Annotated in this window: 24 protein-coding genes; 19 read left to right on the top strand and 5 right to left on the bottom strand. The window is 63.6% G+C overall.

From position 1 onward, the window contains the following. Positions 1–6: 6 nt before the first annotated feature. Complete coding sequence (gene senC / locus AC1DMS_RS27155) at positions 7–1080, bottom strand: selenophosphate synthetase SenC (protein WP_478080655.1); 1074 nt, start codon at positions 1078–1080, stop codon at positions 7–9. Then, positions 1077–2072, bottom strand: a complete 996-nt coding sequence (senB, locus tag AC1DMS_RS27150) for a selenosugar synthase SenB (protein WP_307591361.1) — start codon at positions 2070–2072, stop codon at positions 1077–1079. The genes senC and senB overlap by 4 nt, the downstream gene beginning before the upstream one ends. On the opposite strand from senB, the gene senA reads away from it, so the two are divergent. From senA to AC1DMS_RS27115, 7 genes are all read left to right on the top strand, one after another. Continuing rightward, a complete protein-coding gene (senA, locus tag AC1DMS_RS27145; RefSeq protein WP_478181989.1) occupies positions 2060–3310 on the top strand; it encodes a selenoneine synthase SenA in 1251 nt (416 codons plus the stop codon). The two genes, senB and senA, sit on opposite strands and share 13 nt — an antisense overlap. A 52-nt stretch (positions 3311–3362) precedes the next feature. Beyond that, positions 3363–4220 (top strand): putative selenate ABC transporter substrate-binding protein, encoded by an 858-nt coding sequence (locus AC1DMS_RS27140; RefSeq protein ID WP_012747185.1) that lies wholly within the window; start codon positions 3363–3365, stop codon positions 4218–4220. Positions 4221–4245: 25 nt separating this feature from the next. Beyond that, on the top strand, positions 4246–5064 hold the full coding sequence (locus AC1DMS_RS27135) for a phosphonate ABC transporter ATP-binding protein (protein WP_478181988.1): 819 nt from the start codon (positions 4246–4248) through the stop codon (positions 5062–5064). A gap of 2 nt (positions 5065–5066) precedes the next feature. Further along, positions 5067–5906: a PhnE/PtxC family ABC transporter permease gene (locus tag AC1DMS_RS27130; protein ID WP_307591368.1), complete on the top strand. Its 840-nt coding sequence runs from the start codon at positions 5067–5069 to the stop codon at positions 5904–5906. A gap of 13 nt (positions 5907–5919) precedes the next feature. Beyond that, positions 5920–6759: a phosphonate ABC transporter, permease protein PhnE gene (phnE, locus tag AC1DMS_RS27125; RefSeq protein ID WP_478181987.1), complete on the top strand. Its 840-nt coding sequence runs from the start codon at positions 5920–5922 to the stop codon at positions 6757–6759. Positions 6760–7646: 887 nt separating this feature from the next. Then, positions 7647–7946, top strand: coding sequence for a type II toxin-antitoxin system RelB family antitoxin (gene relB, locus AC1DMS_RS27120; RefSeq protein WP_478181986.1), 300 nt, complete (start codon positions 7647–7649; stop codon positions 7944–7946). Positions 7947–7949: 3 nt separating this feature from the next. After that, positions 7950–8246, top strand: coding sequence for a type II toxin-antitoxin system RelE/ParE family toxin (locus tag AC1DMS_RS27115; protein ID WP_478181985.1), 297 nt, complete (start codon positions 7950–7952; stop codon positions 8244–8246). 578 nt (positions 8247–8824) lie between these two features. On the opposite strand, the gene AC1DMS_RS27110 is transcribed toward AC1DMS_RS27115, so the two are convergent. After that, positions 8825–10051 carry an IscS subfamily cysteine desulfurase gene (locus tag AC1DMS_RS27110; protein ID WP_478181984.1) on the bottom strand — a complete coding sequence of 409 codons (1227 nt, stop codon included), beginning with the start codon at positions 10049–10051 and terminating at the stop codon, positions 8825–8827. Positions 10052–10205: 154 nt separating this feature from the next. Here AC1DMS_RS27110 and AC1DMS_RS27105 point away from each other — a divergent pair, with 154 nt between their 5' ends. Genes AC1DMS_RS27105 through AC1DMS_RS27060 form a run of 10 tightly spaced genes read left to right on the top strand, consistent with a single transcriptional unit; the run spans position 10206 to position 19537 of the window. Then, positions 10206–11402, top strand: a complete 1197-nt coding sequence (locus tag AC1DMS_RS27105) for an ABC transporter substrate-binding protein (RefSeq protein WP_478181983.1) — start codon at positions 10206–10208, stop codon at positions 11400–11402. A gap of 58 nt (positions 11403–11460) precedes the next feature. Next, a complete protein-coding gene (locus AC1DMS_RS27100; protein WP_478181982.1) occupies positions 11461–12330 on the top strand; it encodes a branched-chain amino acid ABC transporter permease in 870 nt (289 codons plus the stop codon). Beyond that, the gene (locus AC1DMS_RS27095; protein ID WP_478181981.1) at positions 12330–13292 is read left to right on the top strand and encodes a branched-chain amino acid ABC transporter permease; all 963 of its coding nucleotides are present in this window, start codon (positions 12330–12332) and stop codon (positions 13290–13292) included. Before AC1DMS_RS27100 ends, AC1DMS_RS27095 begins: the two co-directional genes overlap by 1 nt. Further along, entirely contained in the window at positions 13279–14031 is a 753-nt protein-coding gene (locus tag AC1DMS_RS27090; protein WP_478181980.1) for an ABC transporter ATP-binding protein, read from the top strand. Before AC1DMS_RS27095 ends, AC1DMS_RS27090 begins: the two co-directional genes overlap by 14 nt. After that, positions 14024–14719 carry an ABC transporter ATP-binding protein gene (locus AC1DMS_RS27085; protein ID WP_478181979.1) on the top strand — a complete coding sequence of 232 codons (696 nt, stop codon included), beginning with the start codon at positions 14024–14026 and terminating at the stop codon, positions 14717–14719. Before AC1DMS_RS27090 ends, AC1DMS_RS27085 begins: the two co-directional genes overlap by 8 nt. Before the next feature lie 32 nt (positions 14720–14751). Continuing rightward, positions 14752–15525 carry an SDR family NAD(P)-dependent oxidoreductase gene (locus AC1DMS_RS27080; RefSeq protein ID WP_478181978.1) on the top strand — a complete coding sequence of 258 codons (774 nt, stop codon included), beginning with the start codon at positions 14752–14754 and terminating at the stop codon, positions 15523–15525. Positions 15526–15551: 26 nt separating this feature from the next. Then, positions 15552–16877, top strand: coding sequence for a Rieske 2Fe-2S domain-containing protein (locus AC1DMS_RS27075; protein WP_478181977.1), 1326 nt, complete (start codon positions 15552–15554; stop codon positions 16875–16877). Positions 16878–16889: 12 nt separating this feature from the next. Beyond that, positions 16890–17195: a non-heme iron oxygenase ferredoxin subunit gene (locus AC1DMS_RS27070; protein WP_478181976.1), complete on the top strand. Its 306-nt coding sequence runs from the start codon at positions 16890–16892 to the stop codon at positions 17193–17195. Between the two features lie 12 nt (positions 17196–17207). Then, on the top strand, positions 17208–18440 hold the full coding sequence (locus AC1DMS_RS27065; protein WP_478181975.1) for an NAD(P)/FAD-dependent oxidoreductase: 1233 nt from the start codon (positions 17208–17210) through the stop codon (positions 18438–18440). After that, complete coding sequence (locus tag AC1DMS_RS27060) at positions 18437–19537, top strand: zinc-dependent alcohol dehydrogenase (RefSeq protein ID WP_478181974.1); 1101 nt, start codon at positions 18437–18439, stop codon at positions 19535–19537. Before AC1DMS_RS27065 ends, AC1DMS_RS27060 begins: the two co-directional genes overlap by 4 nt. 270 nt (positions 19538–19807) lie before the next feature. Here AC1DMS_RS27060 and AC1DMS_RS27055 read toward each other — a convergent pair whose 3' ends face one another. Both AC1DMS_RS27055 and AC1DMS_RS27050 read right to left on the bottom strand, forming a co-directional pair. After that, complete coding sequence (locus AC1DMS_RS27055) at positions 19808–20674, bottom strand: SDR family NAD(P)-dependent oxidoreductase (protein WP_478181973.1); 867 nt, start codon at positions 20672–20674, stop codon at positions 19808–19810. After that, positions 20671–21411 (bottom strand): dienelactone hydrolase family protein, encoded by a 741-nt coding sequence (locus AC1DMS_RS27050; protein ID WP_478181972.1) that lies wholly within the window; start codon positions 21409–21411, stop codon positions 20671–20673. Before AC1DMS_RS27050 ends, AC1DMS_RS27055 begins: the two co-directional genes overlap by 4 nt. Positions 21412–21494: 83 nt before the next feature. Here AC1DMS_RS27050 and AC1DMS_RS27045 point away from each other — a divergent pair, with 83 nt between their 5' ends. Both AC1DMS_RS27045 and AC1DMS_RS27040 read left to right on the top strand, forming a co-directional pair. Then, positions 21495–22676: a CaiB/BaiF CoA transferase family protein gene (locus tag AC1DMS_RS27045; protein ID WP_478181971.1), complete on the top strand. Its 1182-nt coding sequence runs from the start codon at positions 21495–21497 to the stop codon at positions 22674–22676. A gap of 40 nt (positions 22677–22716) precedes the next feature. After that, entirely contained in the window at positions 22717–23475 is a 759-nt protein-coding gene (locus AC1DMS_RS27040) for a citryl-CoA lyase (protein ID WP_478181970.1), read from the top strand. Positions 23476–23861 lie beyond the last annotated feature (386 nt).

The following is a 23861-nucleotide window of genomic DNA, read 5'->3' as shown; positions in this document are numbered from 1 at the left end:
AGCCCGTCAGCGGATCACCAGCCGCGGCGCGCTCCCTTGCGCGCTGGCAGCGCCAATCACCGCGGCGTCGTCGAAGCCATGCCGGCGGAAGATGGCCAATACCTCGTCGAGTGCCTCGGGCGCGCAAGAAACCAGCAGTCCGCCGCTGGTCTGCGGGTCGGTGAGCAGGGCGCGCTCTTCCTCGGCAAAGTTCTGCGGCAGCGCCACGTCGGACCCGTAGCCGGCCCAGTTGCGGCCGGAGGCGCCGGTGACATGCCCCGACTGCACGAGGCCGCGCACGCCTTCCAGCACGGGCACCTGCTGCCAGTCGATCTCCAGCGACAGCTTTGCGCCGCGCGCCAGTTCCAGCGCATGGCCGGCCAGGCCGAAGCCCGTCACGTCGGTCAGCGCATGCACGCCGTCGAGCGCCGCGAGCTCGGGGCCGGGCGTGTTCAGCCGCGTCGTGGTGGCGATCATGCGTTGGTAGCCGGCCGCGTCGAGTGCTTCCTTCTTGAGCGCCGCCGACAGGATGCCCACGCCCAGCGGCTTGCCCAGCACCAGCAGGTCGCCGGCCTTGGCGCCGGCATTGCGCTTGACGCGCTTCGGGTGGACCAGCCCGAGCGCGACCAGCCCGTAGATGGCTTCGACCGAATCGATGGTGTGGCCGCCCGCGATCGGAATGCCCGCCGCCCGGCACACCGATTCGCCGCCTTCGAGGATGCGCCCGATGGTCGCCGTGCTGAGCACGTTGATCGGCATGCCGACCAGCGCGAGCGCCAGGATCGGCTTGCCGCCCATCGCGTACACGTCGGAGATCGCGTTGGTGGCCGCGATGCGGCCGAAGTCGAACGGATCGTCGACGATCGGCATGAAGAAGTCGGTGGTGGCGATCAGCGCCTGCTCGTCGTTGAGCTGGTAGACGGCCGCGTCGTCGGCCGTCTCGATGCCGACCAGCAGCTCGGGCGGCATCGGCATGCGCGCCGTGCCCTTGAGGATTTCCGACAGCACGCCGGGCGCGATCTTGCAGCCGCAGCCGCCGCCGTGCGACAGCGAGGTGAGGCGGGGCTCGGCGGCGGGGGCTTGCGGGAGGGCAGCGTTCATGGTGGTGGTGGCTGGAGTTCGTTCAGGAGTTGGAACAGTGCGGCCTGCTCGGCCCTGGGGTCGAACAGCGGCGCGCGCAACGCGCATTGTGTGCGCAAGCTGTCGAGCAGACCGGCCGCGCGGTCTTTGGACCCCTGGCCCGCGCGGCAGGCCTCGAGCAGCGCCGCCAGCGCGGCGGCATCCCCGTGCGGAAAGTAGCCCGCGTAGTCGTTGCCGAGCATGCCGACATTGCCGGGCACGCGCGACGCCAGCACCGGCGTGCCGCTGCGCACCGCCTCCATGATCACGTGGGCCCCGCCTTCCAGCGCGCTGGTGTGCACCAGCACGTGGGCGCGCTGGATGCGCTGGCGGGTCTGCGCATGGGGCAGGGGGCCGAGCCAGCGGTAGCCCGGGCAGTCGCTTGCCAATGCGCGCGCGAGTTCGCCCAGCCCGGCATCGCCCGCGTCGCCGATGTGGTCGATGCGGATGTCCCCGCGCCCGCACAGCAGGCGCGCCGCGTCGAACAGCGTCTGCGGCGACTTGACCTGCCGCAGGTGGCCGACCATCACCGCGCGCAGTTGGCGTGCGGACTTGGGCAGCTCGGCGCGCGGGGGTGTCGACTGGTACACCACGCGCGCCTTGGCCCGGCATTCCGGCGGCAGGGCCTCGGCGCCCAGCGCCTGCAGCACGACCAGGCGCTGCGCCAGCTGCAGCGAGCGCTGCGCCTGCGGGTCGCTGCCGATGTCCTGGTACAGGTCGGTGCCGGTCAGCACCACGGCCAGGCCGCGGCCGGGGTGGGCGTGGGCCCAGTGCGCGATCGATTCTGCGGAGCGCCGCGCGTGCAGCGCCAGCATCACGGTGTCGGCCGATGCGCCTGCATCGGGCCATTGCTGCACCACGCGTGCGCTGCAGGCCGGCGACAGCAGGGCCTTCCAGCGCTGGGCGGTGCGCCAGTTGCCATTGTTGGCGCCGGGCAAGGCCGGGCTTACGATGACAAGCGATGGATTCGACATTGCCTGTTTATAGCGTGGCCGGTGCGCCCGAGGCACTCGCGCTGCGCGCGGGGCCGTCGGCATCGGTGCGCGCGGCGCTGCTGGCCGCACGGCGGCGCACGCTCGACCTCGCGGACGATTTCCGGGCCGCGCTGGGGGATGCCTATCCCGGCATCGGCTACGCGCCCGAACTCAATCCGCCGCTCTGGGAGCTGGGCCACGTGGCCTGGTTCCAGGAATGGTGGATCGGCCGCAACCGGCAGCGCGCACGCGGCGTGGCCTGCGAGCCGGACCACGCGCGCGAGCCTTCGCTGCTGCCGCAGGCCGATGCCTGGTACGACTCCGGCCGCGTGGCGCACCGCACCCGCTGGGCGCTCCCGGTGCCCGATGCCGAGGCCACGCGCGGCTACCTCGAACGCACGTTTGCGCAAACGTTGGCACTGCTGGACGAGCTTCCGCCCGATGGGCACGACGATGCGCTGTACTTCTTCCGCCTGGTCGCCCTGCACGAGGCCATGCACGCGGAAGCGGCGGCCTACATGGCCGAAGGCCTGGGCATCTCGCTGCGCGAGGGCGGGCCCGGGCCGCAGCTTGCGGAGGATGCGGAACTGGAACTGCCGGCGCAGCGCTTTCGCATCGGCTCCGAGGCCGGCGCGGGCTTTGCGTTCGACAACGAGCTGCTGCCGCACGACGTCGCCATCGGGCCACTGCGCATCGATGCGCAGCCCGTGAGCTGGGCGCGCTTCCTGCCGTTCGTGGAAGCCGGCGGCTATGAGGACCCGGCGTGGTGGTCCGACGCGGGCCGCGACTGGCTCGCGCGCCAGCCGCTGCGCCACCCTGCCCATCTGCGTGCGGCGGGCACCGGTTGGCAGCAGCGGCGCGGCGGCCGCTGGCTGCCGCTCGACCCGCAGGCCGCTGCGGTCCACCTGAACGCGCACGAAGCCGAGGCCTGGTGCCGCTGGGCCGGGCGGCGGCTGCCGACCGAAGCCGAATGGGAGTGCGCGGCGCTCACGCTGCCGGGCTTCGCCTGGGGCCGGGTCGGGGAATGGACCTCGAGCCCGTTCGAGCCTTACCCAGGTTTCGCGCCCCATCCCTACCGCGACTACTCGGCGCCATGGTTCGGCACCCGGCGCGTGCTGCGCGGCGCCTGCCACGCCACGTCGGCGGCGCTCGCGCATGCGCGCTACCGCAACTTCTTCGAGCCGCACCGCCGCGACATCTTTGCCGGCTTCCGCAGCTGCCGGGCCGCCGGCGGGTGATCGGGGTCTTGCGGTCTAATCCCCGCCTTGTTCTTCGCTTTTCGGGAGTCTCATGAAATTCGCTGTCTTGCCTCGCTTCGTGCTGGCGCTGGCCCTGCTGGCCGGTGCCATCGCCGCGCAGGCCCAACAAACCTTCCGCATCACCGCGATCCCCGACGAATCGCCCACCGAGCTCGCGCGCAAGTCGGCGCCGCTGGCCGCCTACCTGGAGCGCAAGCTGGGCGTGAAGGTCGAATTCACGCCGGTCACCGACTACGCCGCCGCCGTCGAGGCCCTGGCCAACAAGCAGGTCGACCTGGCCTGGCTCGGCGGCTTCACCTTCGTGCAGGCCAGCCATCGTTCGGGCGGCAAGGTGGTGCCGCTGGTGCAGCGCGAGGAAGACGAGAAATTCCGCTCGGTGTTCATCACGACGAATCCGGACATCCGCTCGCTCGCCGACCTCAAGGGCCGCAACCTGAGCTTCGGCTCGCAGTCCAGCACCTCGGGCCACCTGATGCCGCGCAGCTTCCTGCTGGCGGCCGGCATCGACCCCGACCGCGACCTCAAGCGCGTGGCCTATTCCGGCGCGCACGATGCCACGGTGGCCGCAGTGGCATCGGGCAAGGTGGACGCCGGGGCGCTCAACATCTCGGTGTGGGACAAGCTCGTGGCCGACAAGAAGGTCGATCCGGCGAAGGTGCGGGTGTTCTACACCACGCCCGCCTACTACGACTACAACTGGACCGTGCATGCCGACATGCCGGCCGCCCGGCGCGAGCAGCTGGTGCGCGCGTTCATCGAACTGAGCCCGGCCACGCCTGAGGGCAAGGACATCCTCGCGCTGCAGCGTGCCACGCGCTTCGTGCCGACGCGCGCCGAGAACTACAAGGGCATCGAGGCCGCGGCGCGCAACGCCGGGCTGCTGAACTGACCGGCGCGATGCAGGAGCGAAGCCGGTGAACATCGAGCTGCGGTCGGCCTCCGGCCGGCACCCGGCGGCCCCCGCCGCGGCGCCGCCGGCGCTGCGGGCGCTGGACCTGCAGGTGGCGGCGGGCGAGCAGGCTGCGGTGATCGGCCCTTCGGGCGCCGGCAAGACGACGCTGCTGCACCTGATGGCCTGTGCGCTCGCGCCCGCGGCCGGCAGCATCGAGCTCGACGGCCGCGATCCCTGGCGGCTGCCCCGGCGCGAACTGCAGCGCCTGCGCGGCCGGCTGTTCCTGGCGCCCCAGGTGCCGCCGCTGCCGCCGCGCCAGCGCGTGGTGACCGCGGTGCTGGCCGGCCGGCTGCCGCGCATCGGGCTGTGGCAGGCGCTGCGCAGCCTGTTCTATCCGACCGGCATCGCGCAGGCCGACGCCGCGCTGGCGCGTTTCGACATGGCGGACAAGCTCTTCGCGCGCGTGGACCGGCTGTCCGGCGGCGAGCGGCAGCGCGTGGGGCTGGCGCGCGGCCTGCTGTCCGAAGCGCAACTGGTGCTGGTCGACGAGCCCTTGTCGGCGCTGGACCCGGCCCGCGCCGGGCAGGCGCTGGACACCCTCACGCAATGGGCGCGCGACAGCGGGGCCACGCTGGTGGCCACCCTGCACGACGTGCCGCTCGCGCTGCAGCACTTTCCGCGCATCATCGGCCTGCGCGACGGATTGCTGGCCTTCGACCTGCCGACCGCGCAGGTGACGCCGGCCTTGCTGCGCGAACTCTATGCGCAGGAGCCGGCGCAGGCCGGCGTCCTCGACGAGGGTCCGGTCGCAGCGGCTCCTGTCGTGATGCACTGCCGCTGAGCATGGCCGCCGTCCCGTCACGCACAACACCGGCCGAGCGCGACCCCGCCTGGGCGCACCGCGTGTTCTGGCTGCTGGCCGCGGCCGTGGTGCTGTGGCCCATGCTCGTGCTGACCGAATTCAAGCCCTGGCTGCTGCTGGCGCCTGGCGGCATGGAGCCGGCGCTGCAATTTCTGGCCGGCTTCGTGCCGCCGCGCATGGACGCGGAGTTCCTGGCGCTGGTGGCGCGGGAAACCTGGCGCACGGTGGCCATTGCCACGGCCGGGCTCACGCTGGCCATGGTGCTGGCGGTTCCGCTCACGCTGCTGTCGGTGCGCTCGCTCTCCATCTCCGGCCTGGCCGGCCGCATGGCGGCGCTGCCGGCGGTGCTCCGCTTTTCGGTGCGCGGCCTGCTGATCGTGCTGCGCAGCGTGCCGGAACTCATCTGGGCGCTGGTGTTCGTGCGCGTGGTCGGGCTGGGCGTCACGGCCGGCGTGCTGGCCATCGCGCTCACCTATGCCGGCATGCTGGGCAAGGTCTACGGCGAGATTTTGGAAAGCGGCGATGCCCATCCGACCGAGACGCTGCTGCGCAACGGCGCCGGCCGCATCCAGGCCTTTTTCTACGGCCTGCTGCCGCAGAACGCGGCCGAGCTCACCAGCTACACCGTCTACCGCTGGGAGTGCGCCATCCGCTCGTCCGCGGTGCTCGGCTTCGTGGGCGCGGGCGGGCTCGGCCAGCAGATGGATTCGTCGATGAAGATGTTCAACGGCGCCGAGGTCAGCACCATGCTGCTGGTGTTCGTGCTGCTGGTCGCGGCCACCGACCGGCTGAGCGCCTGGCTGCGGCGCGCCCTGGCCTGAGAGCCTCCTCGCCATGCCCAAGACCGAACCGCAATCATCCGCCGCCAACGAGGTCTACCGGCTGCCGCCGCCGCTGTTCGATGCGCGCTGCCGCGCCTGCTGGATGGTCGCTGCCTTGGCGGCGCTGGTGGTCGCGAGCTTCTGGTCGCTCGACCTGCAGTGGGCGCGCTTCTTCTCGATCGATTCGCTGGCCCGCATGGGCCGCTTCGCCGGCGAGCTCGCCAAGCCGGCCCTTGGTGCGGCCTTCCTGCAGAAGCTGCTGCCGGCCGCGCTCGAGACGCTGGCGATGTCGGTGGTCGGCACCTTGCTGGCCGTGGTGGCCGGCCTGCTGCTCGCGCTGCCCGCGAGCAAGCTGCACGCCGGCGACCCGGCGCGCTGGCGCGGCCCCACGCGGCTGCTGCTCAATGCCTTGCGCAGCGTGCCGGAACTGATGTGGGCCGCGCTGCTGCTGATAGCGGCCGGCCTCGGGCCTTTCGCGGGCACGTTGGCGCTGGCGGTGCACACCTCCGGCGTGCTGGGCCGCCTGTTCGCCGAAAGCATCGAGAACGCGGCCCAGGGCCCCGCCTTTGCGCTGCGCGTGCGCGGCGTGCCGGAAGGGCGGGTGTTCCTCTATGCGACGCTGCCGCAGGTGCTGCCGCAACTGATGAGCTATGCGCTCTACCGGTGGGAGAACAACATCCGCGCCGCGGCCGTGCTGGGCGTGGTCGGCGCCGGCGGACTGGGCCAGATGCTGGCCTTCCACCTGGGCCTGTTCCAGATGCGCGAGACCAGCGCGGTGCTGCTGGCCATGATCGTGCTGGTCGCGCTGGTGGATGCTGCGAGCTACATCGCGCGGCGCCTGATGGGGCGGTGAACCTCGCCCGGGCGGCCGCTGCATGAGAAACTACAGCTGAAGGCCATCTGTATGAACGAAAGCGCCAAGCTGTTGAATTTGAAAGAAAAAGTCGTTTCCGTCGCGCCCATGATGGATAAATCGGAAACCTGAGATAAATCAACTACTTAGGGGCCTCCGTGTGCAGCGCGTGTGCACTGCTTTGGCAAGTTGGAAGCGTTTTTAGATGATTTAGGTCAGCGACCATCTGCCTGTCACGCTGGAGCGCGCGGGTTCGAGTTCCGTCTACAAATCATGGGTTGCAGCAGAAATGCTGCGACTCGTCTTTCTTTGCCTGCGTCGGGGAACACTTGAACTTGAGTCGAGCGTTCGCGGTGTCGGCTGCTTCTCTTGGTCGCGGTAGGGACCGGGATTGCTCCCCGCCCTCCACACAGATCCGTACGTGCGGCCACTACCGCATACGGCTCCTGCCTTGAGTCATGACGTAAAGCGTTATTACGGATGCGGGTGAGCACTCGAGCCCGCGGGAGCTAGCGTTCGACCAAACGCCTGAACCCAGGGCATTCGTCCACGCTGCGCTCGCCGCCGTAGCGCATATAGCCACGCCCAAGCACGTCCTGGCAGAGCGCGTCCAAGGGGTCAACATTGCCCGTACGGTATGGTAGTTGAAGTGGCCCTGGACCACACGCCGCAGCCAGCGACCAACAACTGGGACCTGGCTTCGTCGACGAGTCTGTTCGTGAGCCTGAAGTGGCCGCGTCGGGGCTTGGGCAGCGGGAAGAGGCCAAGCAGCGAACTGAGACCGCCTCTGCGGCGTCCAGGCCAATCAGGCGCTGCGCCGATGCATGTTGCACTGTCATTCAAATGAATTACAATAAATCTGTTGTTCTCTGACTTGGAGGCCCGCCATGGTCGCAAACGCACTAGTACAGACCCGCATCGACGCTGACGTGAAAGAGCGCGCCACCGCAGTGCTCGACAACATCGGCCTGACCGTCTCGGACGTGATGAGGATCGTTCTGACACGTGTGGCCAAGGAGGGCGCATTGCCGGCGGGTTTTACCGTTGACGCTGCGGCCCATGACGCGTGGTTCCGGGCCAAGGTGCAGGAGGCCTTGGATGATCCGCGTCCCGCCGTCCCACACGAGAAAGTTGAAGCGCATTTCGCCAAACGCCGCGCAGCTGCACTGCTCAAAGCGGGTGGGTAAGGCGTGAGGCTGGAGTGGTCGCCGTTGGCGATGGATGACCGGGGGCGGATTTTCGACTTCATCGAACAAGACGATCCGCGCGCGGCGATTGCAGTGGACGAGCGCATCGCCACGCAAGTGCTGGTGCTATTGCAGTTTCCAGAAGGCGGGCGTCCAGGGCGCGTCGAAGGGACGCGCGAACTGGTCGTTCGCCGCACACCGTACATCGTGGCCTATCGGGTTGGAAAGGATTGCGTTCGCGTCCTGCGAATTCTTCACAGCGCGCAGTTGTGGCCCGGCGAACTGACAGACCTGTTGTGAAGAGGGGCCGAATGTTGTTCGCCATCCGGTGTTTGCATGGCGAGAACGTGCGTGAGCAGAGCATGCGAGCCCTTGGGTTCAGCCTCTTGGAAGCTTCATCCCGTCGGAACTAGAAGCATCCCACTGCTCGCCGTTCGTCCGCCGACATCGGCGACAGGGTGCGACTGGGCCCTTGACAGGCTTCGGACGGCGCCTGCTCGGATGACCAATCCACACGGAAAGACGATCGAGTTCATGATGTGACGTGCTGAACTTGGCGATGCGCATCCCCGACAACCACGCCCGCAACATCGGGCAGGAGAAGCCGTCGGCACATCGGTTCATTTATCGGTGCGTGGATGCGCCAACCGCTCCGCAGTAATTCGATGAACCGCAGCGTGTTGGCCGGCAGCAGCCGGGTTCCAGTCGGCCCGTATGCCCGACACCGACTCTCCATGGCAGTCCGGCAGGATGCGACGCAAGCACCCGTGGGCTAGGTCGTCGGCCACCACGCCTTCGGACGGCAGCGCGATCTCCTGGCCAGCGTTGACAAGCGACACTGAGAGTGAGCCGCACCGTGATCTCGACCTGTGACCGTGTCAATGCGCAGCCCATTGAATCGATGAGATGTCGACCCCTTCCTTGTACATATCCCACAGCGGACTCAGCAGGCGAAGCCTCGCCACGGTTTCCGTGACTTGCCGGATCACCGCATCGATCTCAGACTCTGTTGTGAACCGTCCAAGCGTGAAGCGAATGGAGCTGTGGGCAAGTTCGTCGCTGCGTCCCAGAGCGCGAAGCACGAAGGATGGCTCCAGAGAAGCTGAAGTGCAGGCGGAACCCGACGACACTGCGATGTCCTTCATTCCCATGATGAGCGACTCCCCTTCGACGTAGTTGAAGCTCATGTTGAGGTTGTGCGGCACCCGGTGCTCAAGACTGCCGTTGACATACACCTCCTCCATTTGGGTCAGGCCTGCGCTGAGCCTATCCCGCAACTGCCTCACGCGCGCGGACTCTGCCTCCATTTCAATCTTCGCCAAGCGGAAGGCCTCGCCCATACCGACGATCTGGTGAGTCGGCAGGGTGCCGGAGCGCATCCCGCGCTCATGACCCCCACCGTGGATCTGCGCCTCGATGCGAATCCGCGGCTTGCGACGCACGTACAGCGCCCCGATGCCCTTGGGACCGTAGACCTTGTGTGCGGTCACGGTCAACAGGTCGGCGTTGAATGTGCTGAGGTCGATCGGAATCTTTCCCGCCCCCTGTACCGCGTCGCAGTGGTAGACGATGCCGCGCTCGCGGCACAGCTGTGCAATCTCCTCGACTGGGTTGATCACGCCGATCTCGTTGTTGACCAACATGATGGACACCAGAATCGTGTCGCCGCGCAGGGCCTCTCGCAGCGAATCGATGCCTACGCGTCCGTCGCTCTCAACGTCGAGGTATGTGACCGTGAACCCTTCACGCTCCAATTCTCTGCACGTGTCCAGAACAGCCTTGTGCTCCGTCTTTTGCGTGACGATGTGCTTGCCCTTGCCGCTGTAAAAGTGGGCAGCACCTTTGATGGCGAGGTTGTTGCCTTCGGTAGCGCCAGAGGTCCAAACGATCTCCCGCGGATCCGCTCCTAAGAGACTCGCAACGTGGCCACGCGCCGTCTCCACTGCACTTTCTGCCTCCCATCCGTAGACATGACTGCGCGAGGCAGGATTTCCGAAGTGCTCACCGAGGTAAGGAAGGAGTGCGGCGACAACTCGCGGGTCGGTTGGGGTCGTCGCCATGTAGTCCATGTAGATCGGTCGAGAAGGGGCGGAAGGCAAAGTCATGCGCGTGAGTCCAGGTTGCGGGTGTGTCTAAGTGTGAGTGCACCAGAAAGGCATGCTCCGCGCCATCAAAGTGCCTCTTGTATTCCTCAACTACCCTAGTTGACAGATGTATATGGCGAATATAGCATTGCCTCGCAATCACAAGGAGCACACCATGGTTATCGATCGCAGAGGGTTCTTGGCCGGCGCTGCAGGCGCAGGTTTGGCGGCTACTTTTCAGCCCGCGTGGGCGCAAACAAAGGAGGCAGTGCGAATCGGTGTGCCGACGGGCGTCACGGGGAACTGGTCGGCTCTTGGATCGCAGATCCAGCGCACGTGCCGACTGTTCGCGAAGACGGTAAACGCCAAAGGCGGCATCGATGGTCGTCAGGTCGAGTTCTTTTTCGAAGACACGCAGGGGGACCCCGCTGCGTGCGTACGCAAGACCTCTGAACTGATCGAAGGCCGCGGTGTCAAGTTGATCACGGGCGTCATCTCCAGCGGCGAGTCCCTGGCCATCATGCCGCGCCTCGCAGATTGGAACGCCTTGTACTTGGCCGGCATCAGCGGTGTTGGTTCGCTGACGGCGCAGAACTTCGTCCCCAACGCTTTTCGCACTTGCACTTCCGGTCCCATGCGTGCCCGCGCGATCTCGCTCTGGTTCGCCAAGTCGCCCAAGATGAAGTTCTTCACCATCGCCCAGGACTATGCCTGGGGGAAGAACAGTCTTTCGACGTTCGAGCAGCTCATAGGCGGCCTGGGCAAGCAAACGGTGGGAAGCGTGCTGACGCCCCTGGGCACCAAGGATTACTCCAGCTACATCGCTCGCATCCGTCAAGCCAAGCCGGAAGTGCTTTACGTCGCCATGAGCGGCGACGACGCCACCGCCTTCCTCAAGCAGGCTGGCCAATACCGGCTGGGCGAGCAGATGCAAATCGTGACCGAGGTCCTGGATCTGTTGAATACGCGACCGCTAGGCGATGCCGGCGTAGGGTTGTATGGCGTGAGCCAATACAACTATTCGTACGACACCGCCGCGAACAAGGAGTTCGTCCGTCTGTTCAAGGCCGAGTACAGCGAAATTCCGGACACGTACGACGGCGAGACCTGGCAAGGCTTGAGCATGCTTGCAGAAGGGGTGCGACGTGCCAAGTCCGTCGACGCGATGACAGTCAGGAAAGCCCTGGTCGACCTGGAGATCGAGTCGGTCAAGGGGCGGGTGAAGTTGCGGGGCTGCGACCAGCAAGGCGAGCAAAGCGTCTTTATTGCGCGTCTGGAGAAGAGCACCGATGCGAGTTACCCACTCCCCAAGATCATCGAAACGTTCAGCTCAGAGGCAGTCATTCCGGCCTGCCGCAAAGACACGTTTTGACGCGAGCGTTGACCGCTGAGCCCGTCGCTAGAACATCAAACCTCACGAAAGACGCACTATGAGTGTGTTGCAACTTTGGCTCAACCTTGGGCTGAACACGCTATCCCTTGCATCGCTTCTCGCGATGCTCACGGTGGGCTTGACGCTGATTTTCGGCATCATGCGCATCATGAACTTTGCCCACGGGGCGATGTACATGTTTGGCGCTTACGTCGGTATTTCGGCGGCCCAATGGGCCGGCAACTTCTGGGCCGGACTTCTGCTTGCGGCACTGAGTGCTGCGGCCGTTGGGGCCATTTTTGAATCGGGGCTTCTGCGTCACCTTTATAAGCGCGACGCGAGCAGCTTCCTTCTGATCACGTTCGGGCTGAGTCTGGTGCTCACCGAATCCATGCGTCTTGGGTGGGGATCAAACAGCCGCGACGTCCAACTGCCGGAAGCGCTCGCTGGGGTGGTGTTCGTCATGGATGAGCCTTTTCCCCTCTACCGCGTTTTCCTGATTGTTTTCGGGTTGACCGCTTTGGGCATCCTTGCGATCGTCATCTTGAGGTCTCGACTGGGCCTGCTCATCCGGTCGATCTCGCAAAACGCAGAAATGACACAGGCACTAGGTATCAATGTCGGGACCATCCGCACGTTGACCTTCGCCGTGGGTTGCGGCTTTGCTGGATTGGGTGGTTTCCTTGCCGTCCCGCTCATCACGGGTTACATCGGCATGGGCAGCGCGGCCATCATCGAATCGTTCGTCATCGTGATGATCGGGGGTATGGGCAGCTTTCTCGGATCCGCTGTCGGCAGCCTGCTGGTCGCCACAACACAGTCGTTCGGCAACTTCTACTTTCCCGACCTCTCGCTGGTGGTTACCTACCTCCTGATGATTGGCGTTCTGCTTTATCGCCCGGGTGGCTTGTTTGGAGAAGAAGAGTGATGAAGTACGCCGTTCCTGTCGTCGCCATGCTGGCGGCGGCCCCGTTCGCTCTCCAGAGCTACCAAGTCACGCTGTTGACGGAAATACTGATCTTTGCGCTGTTTGCTATGAGCCTGGACGTGCAAATGGGCTATGCCCGAATGTTTTCCTTCGGCCATGTTCTGCCGTACGGTGTCGGCGCGTACGCCTGTGCATTTGCGCTGCTGGCTGGCTGGCAGTTGCCTTTCGCGATTGCCGCTGCCGTGCTTGTTGCAACGCTGCTTTCCATCCCGATCGGATGGTTAAGCACACGGGCTAGCGGCGTCGCCTTCGCGATGCTGACGTTGGCGTTTGCGCAACTCGGCTATGCAATTGTTTTCAAGTGGAACACGCTGACCGGCGGTTCGGATGGGCTGACCGGCTTTGCGCGCAATGCAGGCCCGTTCGGGTTCGAGGGATTCATGTCCCGCGATGGCTTCTTCTGGCTTGTTCTGATCGTCGTGTTTGCGATGTACTGGTTGGCCCGAGGCTTCATGAACTCCGCGATGGGTAGAGCCATCGTCGGCGTTCGTGAAAACGAGCGGCGCGCCAGCGCCATCGGTTATGTGCCGCGGACCTTGCGCATCGTCGCATTCGTCGTGTCCGGCGCACTCGCGGGCGTGGCGGGGGCGCTGCATGCAGGGTTCCTGCTGTTCGTCTCCCCGGAGATATTGCATTGGATGCTGTCGGGACACGTCATCATCGCCGTCATCCTTGGCGGAACGGGCACCTTGATCGGCCCGATGATCGGAGCCGCCTTGATCGTTCTTGCTCACCACCAGTTGAGCGCAGTGACCGACAGTTGGCCATTGGTCATGGGGTTGCTGTTCATCGTCGTTGTCATTGCCGCGCCCAAGGGCCTGTGGGGCATCAAAACTTCGCTCGCCGCCAAGATTTCGCAACGCCGCGCACCCCCCGCTGGAGAGAAACATGCCGCTTCTTGAATGTTCTGGTCTTACCAAGCGCTGGGGAGCGGTCACGACGGTCGATGACGTGAGCCTCACCGTTGATGCAGGCGAGGTGGTCGCACTCATCGGTCCGAACGGGGCGGGTAAGAGCACCGTGTTCAACCTGATTGCAGGCGCGGTAAAGAAGACCGCTGGAGCCGTGCGCTTCGCTGGTGAAAGTGTCGAACACCTTTCCGCGTATGACCTGGCTCAGAGGGGCCTCAGTCGTACGTACCAGATTACCTGCTTGTTTCCGCAGCTGACGGTCCTGGAAAACGTCCGACTGGCCGTTCAAGCCAGATCTCCCGGGCGGCTCAGGCCGATGGCGTCGAAGGCTTTTGCAGAGAAGACTGAGGCAGCGGCGATGGAGTGGCTCGCTCGAGTTCGTCTGACTGATTGTGCAGACCGCACCGCCGGCGAGCTATCTCATGGTGATCAACGGCTGCTGGAGATCGCGACGGCCCTGGCGCTTCAGCCAAAGCTGGTTCTTCTGGACGAGCCCACGCAAGGCATGTCGGTCGAAGAGACCCGCGCGACGGTGAGATTGCTCAAGTCGTTACTGGAGGACGCACCCATCGCGGTGCTGCTGGTGGAACACGATCTGGAGGTCGTGTTCGGCGTTGCGGACCGCATCGTCGTACTGGATCAGGGGCGCAAGATCGCCGATGGCAAACCGGAGGCGGTGCGAAACGATCCGGCGGTGCAGCGCGCGTATCTGGGGGTGGCACATGCTTAAACTTGATCGCCTGGAAGGCGGCTATGGATCCGGCAAGGTTCTCTTCGGCGTCGACTTTCAGGTGCCGAAGGGTGAAGTGACCGCAATCATCGGGCGAAACGGCGTGGGTAAGACCACGACGCTCAAGACCGTCATGGGCATCGTGCAGGCGTCTTCCGGCACGGTTTCGCTCGATGGCCTCGATCTGAGTCGCAAGCCAGCGCACGAAATGGTGAGGGCGGGCATTGGATACGTGCCCGAAGGCAGGCAAATATTCCCGGCGCTGACGGTCCTTGAGAACCTGCGCGTGGGCCAGCGCAGCAAGCCAAAAACCTGGACCGAAGAGCGGGTGCTCGACCTGTTTCCCAACCTCCAACGCCGCATCAAGAACGCCGGGCACGCCCTTTCTGGCGGTGAGCAGCAGATGCTAGCGATTGCGCGAGCTTTGGTGACGGACGTCAAAGTTCTGATGCTCGACGAGCCGACACAGGGTCTGGCACCCATGGTGGTCCAGCAGATCGGCGACGTGGTCAAGTTGCTGAAGTCCGAAGGGGTCGCGGTCCTGCTTGTCGAGCAGAACCTGAATCTCACCGAGAGCATCTCGGACCGCATCTTGGTGATGTCCAAAGGAAAGGTCGTGGAGACGCTCTCCATCGCCGATTTCAAGGCTGACGCAGAGCGCGTCCATCGTCAGTGGCTGACGATCTGAACATCTTTCGATTGAGAATCAGGAGCTATCAGATGATCGAATTCAACGGCAGCCCGCTGCTGGACGGACAAGTGGCTGTGGTGACCGGAGCGGGTCAAGGGATGGGACGCGAAATCGCCATCGGCCTTGCCGCAGCGGGCGCGAAGGTGGTGGTCGCCGACGTGAATATGCAGACCACCGAAGAGACCGCCGCGCTAATCACGCAGCAGGGAGGGACCGCATGGTCAGTGCTTTGGGACGTCTCCGATCCCGACCAAGCGAAGCAGGTGGCGGCTCGTGTCCACGAGCTGGCCGGCGACGCGTCCATTCTCGTGAACAACGCGGGCATCCATCGCCGCGGTCAGTTCGGCGAGGAAAGCCACTTTGGCACTTGGCGTGAGGTCATGGCGGTGAACCTGGACGGGATCATGTACGGAATCACGGCTTTTCTGGATCAGCTCAAGCGCACCAAGGGCAACATCATCAATTTGGCGTCGATCCAATCCTTCACCGCAGCCCCGAACTTCACTACGGCCTATGCCGCCAGCAAGGGCGGGGTGGCGATGCTGACCAAATCGCTGGCGGTAGACCTGGCCCAGCATGGCGTGCGCGTCAACGCTATCGCACCGGGCTTTATCGAAACCCCGCAAACCGCCGTCTCTCGGGCCAATCCCGACCGCGTCGCGTTCGTCATGTCGCACACACCGATGAAGCGCGCTGGTCGCGCAGACGAGATGGCAGGCCCTGCCGTCTTTCTGGCTTCGCACCTTGCTTCCTTTGTGACCGGTGTCATTCTCCCGGTTGACGGCGGCTTCCTCACCCTTTGACTCGAGTCTCGATAAGGAAACACACCATGGCACACGTCAACAAACTCGATGTACTGTCCCACGTGAGCAAAGGAACGCCGGTCGGTGAATTGTTCCGCTCCGTTTGGTTGCCCGCTATGCTTTCATCTCAGCTGCCCGAGCCCGGCTGTGCGCCCGTGCGCCTGAAGCTACTCGGCGAAGAGCTCGTCGCTTTCCGCAACGGCAAGGGTGAGGTCGGCATCGTTCAGGCCAACTGCGCCCACCGACTCGCACCGCTTTTTTACGGACGGGTAGAGCAGGAAGGCATCCGATGCAACTACCACGGATGGCTCTACAACGCCTCTGGCGACTGCCTGGAGATGAAGAACGCGGCCGACCAATCGATCTGCAAGAAGGTCAAGCTGACCGCTTACAAGGCACAGGAGAAAGCCGACATCGTGTGGGTGTTCATGGGCAGCGGCGAACCCCCATCGCTTCCCCAATTTCCGTGGATCGATCTGCCGAAGTCGCAGCGCAATGCGACGGTGTGGATCCAGGAGTCCAACTGGCTGCAGGGTATGGAAGGCGAACTGGACAGCTCGCACGTCTCGATCCTCCACACGAATCCGGCCACGATGGCGACCTCTCCGGTGCACCGTCCGTATTCGGCGATTGACATCACGCCCAAGCTGTTCGCCAAGGATACGTCCATCGGCGTCATCGGCATCGCGCGCCGCAACGCTGACGAGAATTTCTATTGGCGCGTCTCTCAGTTCATGGCCCCGTGCTTCAGTTCCATCCCCAGTGCAGACTTCCCCGTGGGTGGCCGCGCCTTCATTCCGATTGATGACCACAACACCTACACCTGGGACTTCAACTACTACCTCAAGGGCGATCTTCCCGAAGCTTTCCTGGACTACATTGGCAAAGGGCTGGCCTTTCCTCCGGACAGTGTTTATGAACCGTATCACCTGAACACGGGCGCCATCATTGACACGTTCGTTCCCGTTCGGAATCAACGCAACAACTACATGATCGACCGCAAGGGGGCCAGCCTGTCGAGCCCGTCCGGCATTCATGGCCTCAATGACCAAGATCGTGCCATGCAGGAGGGCATGCTGGCCCTCCCGGGGACCGAAGGCCGCATCGTCGATCGCGAGAAAGAGTTCCTGCTCCCGACCGACATCGCGATCGTCCGCAGCCGCCGCCGCCTGCTCGAGTACGTCAAGTCCGAAGAGAGCCTCGCGAAGTTCCGCGAGATCGTCAAGGATGGCAGCGCCTACGCGGTCGTGCCGCTAGACGTCGTTTCCGAGCTGGGGGAGATGGACGAGTTCCTGGAACGTCATCACGGCGAACTGATGCCTGGCGACACCGCCGAGCCCGCTGCCGCCTAGTCGCTTGTCGTCATGACGCTTCAACTTATCACCGCATGCGACAAGGTCACGCACGACGCTCCGTACGCCTATGAAGGCCAGGGCAAAAAGATTGCGATCTACCGGGTCGATGACGAGTTCTTCGCAACCGACAACGTCTGTCCGCACGCCTACGCTCTGATGTCCGACGGCTTCGTGGAAGGCGAAACCATCGAGTGCCCCTTACATGGCGCCGTGTTCAACATCCGCACTGGCAAATGCATGGGCCCGCCCGCGGAGTCTGATCTGGAGACGTATCCCGTCACGGTGGTCGACAACAAGATCTTCCTTCACCTCTAGTCGGCCGCGAACATGTCCAAAATCAACGACATCGTGATCATCGGGGCCGGGCAGTCCGGTGGCTGGGCAGCCAAGACGTTGCGCGATTCAGGCTTCACGGGCTCAGTGCTGATGATCGGCGATGAAAGCCATCTTCCCTACGAACGTCCGCCCCTGTCAAAGCAAGTCTTGCTCGGCGAGCTGGGACCCGGTGCATGTCAACTGTGGTCGCACGAGCGCCTCGCGGAGCTGGGAATTCAAGTGGAGCTTGGGAATCAGGTCGAGCGAGTCGACCGGACCTCCGGTCAGGTTGTTTGCCGGGACGGAAAGTCGTTCCACTTCGACCAGCTGCTTCTGGCAACAGGATCTCGACCTCGGCAATTGATCTGCGAGGGTGCTGAGCTGCAGGGGGTGTATTACCTGCGGACGATCGACGACTGCCTGGCCATTCGCGCCAACCTCGGAACCGCCATCCAACTGGTTGTTGTGGGCGGCGGCTGGATCGGGCTGGAAGTTGCCTCAGGTCTGCGAGCGCGCGGCGCCCATGTCACGGTGCTCGAGGCTTCCAATCAACTCTGCGGACGCTCGCTTCCTCCGTCGCTCAGCAAGTATTTCCTGGAACAGCACGTGAGTCGCGGCGTGGACATTCGGCTGGGCGCTCGCCTCAAACGCTTCGCGGGAAATGGAAAGATTCAAGGGGTTGAGCTCGATGACGGTTCGATCGTGCCTGCTACGGTAGTGCTCGTAGGCATCGGTGCGGTACCGAACGACGAACTTGCACGGTCCTGCGGGCTGGACGTTGGCAACGGCATCGTGGTCGACGAGCACTGCCGGACTTCAGACCCCAGAGTATTTGCCTGCGGTGACGTGACCGACCAGCCGCTGGGACAGGGCAGGGGGCGCCTCGAATCTTGGAAGAACGCGCAGGATCAAGGGGTGGCAGCTGCGAAGGCGATGCTGGGCGTCGAGCCCGCCACTAGAGAACTGCCGTGGTTCTGGTCCGACCAGTTCGACATCAACTTTCAGTTGTTGGGCATCGTGCCCCCAGGCGCGCAGCAGTACCGAAAGATTAATGCGAGTGACAACGGCTTCATCGACTTCTTTGTGCAAGAAGGACACTTGGTAGCAGCGGCGGCCATCAACAGCCCTCGCGAATTGCGGGAAGCCAAGAGAGCGATCCAGAAAGCGCTTCCGTTCTCGAAAGATGGCTTGGTGTTGATTGAAGATCAATGTGATGTCTCTGAGAGGCAGGAGAAAGAACTATGAGTGGCGCAAGAGCGTTGGTGCTGGAGTCACCCAAGAACCTCCAGTTGCGTGAATTCCCCATGCCCGAGATCGGCGACGACGACGCGGTGTTGCGGGTCGAAGCCTGTGGTCTGTGCGGCACCGATTATGAGCAATGGCTCGGTCACCTCGGCGATTGGGGTGGAGGCATGCCGATCGTCCCCGGCCACGAAATCATGGGGTTCATCGAGCGCATCGGGCCCACTGCGGCCAAGCGCTGGCGTGTGCGAGAAGGCGACCGTGTCGCGGTCGAGCCGATCATCCCTTGCGGGCACTGTGCAGATTGCATAGCGGGCGAGTACACGCGGTGTCAGTCCGACTTGGGGTATGGCCTGTACCAGAATATCCACTCCGCGCCGTCGCTGTGGGGCGGCTACGCGAGTCATGTGTATCTGCATCCGAAGACGATGGTGCACAAGCTACCCACGGACGTCGCCACCGACCTGATGACCTTGGTCAATCCCTTGTCCAATGCAATCCGTTGGGTGTACGAGGTGGGCGGCGCGGCGCTCGGAAAGACGGTCGTGATCGCTGGTCCAGGGCAGCGGGGGCTGCTGGCTGCTGTGGCTGCACGTAGGGCAGGCGCCTCGCAGATCATTGTGACCGGGACATCGTCTGACCGCGGCCGTTTGGATCTGGCCCTCCAGCTTGGCGCTACGGCGGTCATCGATGTCGATAAAGAAGATCCAGTGGAGCGCGTGATCGAAATTACCGGTGGACGATTGGCCGATGTGGTCCTTGACGTGTCGGCGGGATCGATGGCGCCGATCATCCAGGGTGTGGACATGGTCAAGCGCGGCGGGCGAATCGTGCTGGCCGGTCTCAAAGCGAACAAGCCGCTCGACGGGTTTCCGATCGACAAAGCAGTGTTGCGGGAGATTCAGCTTGTCGGGGTGCTGAGTGCGGGGTGGGAATCGACTGAATTGGCGATCGACATCATCAAGCATGCCGGTGAGGCGCTACGGCCGCTGTGCACGCATTCTTTTGGAATGGAAAACGGCACTGAGGCGGTGCGCACGCTTGGGCGAGAGGTGACCGACGGGCGGGACGCGATCCACATCACCCTCACGCCCGAATAAGCATGTGTGCAGCCTGTTATCGCGCTGCCTCGTTTCGTTCGCTTCTAGCGAACGAGGAGCGCGCAGCGGGGGACGAAAAGAAAAATCAAGAGCCCTCGCCGGTCAATTCTTCTGACGGATCTCCCCCAGCCTCAATCGGTACGCTTGGAAGCGAGCAGTCCCAGCAAAGGGTGTAGCGCCACGCGCCCCCATCCCGGCGCACGGTGACGAGTGCAGATTGAGCCTGCGTTGTTCGCAGACCAAGCAATCAGGCTGCACGGTTCCCGCGGATCAGGCCTTGGCCGCCGGGATGTGCGATTGCGCGCCCAACTGTGGCCAGGCAATCGGCGCGGTTGCTGCGGTGAGGCGTTCCTGGACCGAGAGCGCCAAGTCCCAGTGCCTCGCCACGAGCCTCAAGCCAGTGACGTCATTTGCTTCGTTCGAACACAGCCAGAGCACCGGTTCAGCGAGCTTCTCGGGTTGAATCAGGTCTCCGGGTTCTATGCCGCAGTCCGCCGGCACCATGCGGGAGTTCACTGGTCCACCGGGGAGTAGCACGTTGACGGTGACGCCAGTTCCATCCAAATCCTGGAACATGATGCGCGATGACGCCTCCAGTGCGGCTTTGCAAGGCCCATAGGGGCCGATGCCCTGGCGATACATCGTGTCCAGACTGGTCGAGACATTGATAATGCGCCCCCAGCCCCGTTGCATCATGTCCGGCGCGAACACTGTGCTGAGCAGTTGAGCTCCAAAGACGTTGACCCGCAGCATCTCAAGCCATAGCGCATCCGGGGTGGACCAGAATTTTGGCTTCGCCACGAGATAGGCTGGATCATTGCGCTCAGGACCTATCGCTGCGTTATTGATCAGGATGTCTATCCCGGAAGCTGCTTCGACCAGCTCCGCCCGCAGCGCCTGGGCACTTGGCCGGTCAGCGATGTCCATTACCTTGGCAATAACGCTGCCACCACGTTCCCGCAAGTGCGTGGTCACCTGCTGGAGTTCGTGTGCTGCGACATCCACCAGGACGAGACTGGCGCCGGCGGCGCCCAAGCGCTGCGCAATTGCCAGGCCAATGCCTTGTGCCGCTCCTGTCACTAGTGCAGTTCGGCCCTTGAGCTCGTTGACCGCGTATGGCAATAGGGATTCGATCATGCTCGTGAGTCCCTGGGTACCGCTTCGGCAAAGCGGCTGGCCGCAAAGCGCAGTGCTCGACTTCTCGCGAGTTCGTGTGCGCCTGGATTGAAGCGATCCGCTCGAAGCCGGTTGAAGAAGGCATGCTCGGCGCCCTCGTAGGTATGGAACTCGTCGTTGGCCCGTCCGCGCTTGGCGACTTCGTCGCGGACGGCTTGGATGACGTCGACAGGGTTGTGGTTGTCGTTCGTTCCGAAGTGGAACTGCACAGGACATCTGATCGCCTGGATCAGATCGCCCAGCTTGTTCAAGCCTACCCCGTACATGGAAATCATCCCGGACAGTGGTGTGGCAGCGGCCAAGCGAACCGCCATTCGGCCGCCCAGGCAAAAGCCGACCGCGATGGGCCGTTGCTCTGCCGCCTGTTCTGCCTGTAGCCAGTCGGCGCAAGCAGTCAGATCCAACACTCCCGTGACCTCGTCGTAGCGCAGGGAGTAGTCCACGGCCGCTTGGCGCTCGTTGGCGTCCTCGCCGTTGCCCAAGTCCAAATTACGTGCCAGCCGCCAGTAGATGTCCGGCACAACAACTGCATAGCCCGCTCCGGCAAGGTCGTCCGCGATCGAACGCATCGCGGGCGTGACACCGAAGATCTCCTGGATCAAAACGATGGAGCCGCTGGCTTGGGCAGGTCGGGTGAAGTACGCGTCCATGCGGTCTGAACCGATGGGAATCGAAACATTTGTCGAAAGGAGATCCATGGCAAGTAGGTTTGTTGACAAAGGTAGTTGAATGATGCATCCTAGCATGCAGCATTTGGTGTTGCAACGACGTGGAAGGAAAAATGGACAAGAACCCAACCTCGCCCCTGACCGGCGTGCGAATCGTCGAACTCACGGCGATGATCACGGGGCCGCTGGCCGGCACACTGTTGGCGGATCTAGGCGCCGAGGTGATCAAGGTGGAAAACCCGAAGGATGGCGACCCCTTCCGATCTTTCCGCGGTGGCACTTACAGCCCCTACTTCGCCACGTACAACCGCAACAAAAAAGGGGTCACGCTCAACCTGAAAGGTGCGTTGGGGAAAGAAGCGTTCCTGAAGTTGATAGAAAGCGCTGACGTGCTGATAGTGAACTTCCGCTCTGGTGTGATGGAGCGGCTCGGGCTCGGCGTGGATCAGCTGCGGGAGGTCAACCCTCGCCTGATCGTTTGCTCCATCACAGGTTTTGGCGAGTCAGGCCCGTACGCTGATCGGCCTGCCTATGATGCGGTGGGACAAGCGCTGAGCGGCATCTCCAGCCTCTTGCTTGGTGCCGATGCGCAAATAACCGGGCCCTCGATTGCGGACAACCTGACGGGCATGTATGCCAGCTACGGGATCCTCGGCGCACTGTTCGAACGGGAACGCACAGGCAAGCCCCGTACGCTGCAGCTGAACATGCTGGAGTCGACGATGGCGTTCATCAGCGATCCCTTCGCCAATTTCACGATGGCGGGTGTCAAGCCGGATCCTTTGATGCGAGTGCGCGCGTCGCAGTCTTACGCCCTACGCTGCCAAGATGGATCCTTGGTGGCCGTGCACATGTCCTCGCCTCAAAAGTTCTGGGTGGGCTTGCTCAAGGCCCTTGAGCGCGAGGACCTGGCGACGGACCCGCGCTTCGCTGAGCGAGCACAGCGGCTGGACAACTATGAAGAACTTGCCATTGAACTAAACCGTACGTCGAAGACGCAGCCGCGTGACCATTGGTTGGCTCGCCTTGTCGAGAACGACGTGCCGCATGCACCTGTGCTGACGCTTCCAGAAGTCATGGACGACGTACAGGTGAAGCACCTAAAGACCTTCGCGAAGGCCGAACACGCCGTGCACGGTCCGCAGAAGATGATTCGCAGGCCGGTTCTTTACGACGGCCAGCGGGAGGACCAACCGTTGCAGCCCGCCCCCGATCTCGGCGAACACTCCGACGAGGTGTTTCGCGCACTCGGCTATGCCGACGAAGTCATCGCGAAGATTCAGTCCGGCGGCTAAAAAATTGGCGGATGAGACATAGAACTTCAGGAAATCAATCATGACGAAGACACGAATTGGAACCCACCTTAATGACACCGCGCGGCTTCGGATTCGCGGCAAAGACACACTAAGTGAAGTCGTCGGCGAACTGAGCTTTACCGAAGGCTTCTACTTGGTCGTTACTGGCCGAGTGCCGACCGCGACGCAGCGCAAGGTTCTGGACGCGGCATTACTTGTCCTGATGGACCATGGCCTGACGCCCAGCGCACTCGTGGCTCGCATCGTTGCTGACTCTAATCCCGATGACGTTCAGATCTCGCTGGCAGCGGGTGCATTGATGGTCGGCAATCGATACGCGGGTACGATGGTGGGCGCAGGCCGGGTGTTGAGCGAAGGCATGTCCTTTGCAGGCGACAAGCGCGAATGGGCGAAGAGTCTCGTCGCCAAGTTTCGTCAATCGAAGCGCCGTGTCCCCGGCTTCGGTCACGCCAACTACAAGAGTGTGGACCCGCGTGCGGCGCGGCTGTTCAAGGTGGCTGAAGCGGCCGGCGTGAAGGGCGACTACATCGCCTTGCTGCAGACGTTGAGTGAAGAGATCGATGCCGACGCGGGCAAGCGGATTGTCCTGAACGCGACTGGCGCACTCGGCGCGATCTTGCACGAGATCGACTTCCCTGTGGAGGCAATGCGCGCGGTCGCTGTGGTGAGCCGCTGTGCAGGGCTGGTCGGTCATGTGCTCGAGGAGCGGAGCTCGCCCATTTCTCCAGATATTTTTGCCTTCAGCGAATCGATTGCCTACGAAGAGGGGCCGTATTAAAGGCATTTCCTAGACGGGCGAAGAACGCGCGCTTGCCGTTGACGGGTGGCGTGTGCCTAGGCGCCTAGTTCCGCGACTGTACCTCTGAGCCTTGGCGCCGCACCGACTCGGCGCACCACTCTTTCCGAAGCATCGAATGGATCGAACGACTTTGAGCCTGAAGGCCGCGGTAATGAAATCTGTCCAGAAGCGGTACCGTACCCGTCCGGATCATCCGTGGGCAAAGCTTCCGGAATAGTAATAGTCCGACGAAGGCCGTCCTTGCCTGATGTGCAAGCTGCGGGAAGCATCTGACCCGAATCGCAGACCCGCTTGGAGGTGTGCGCTAAGAGGAGATGGTGCACACCATGAAGAGCGAGCAAGACCCAGAGAAGGCGAGCCGGCGA

The organism is Variovorax sp. 05T418 (genome assembly GCF_056396385.1).
Note: the sequence above shows the minus strand (reverse complement) of the source record. Positions and strands in the feature narration are given on the sequence as shown.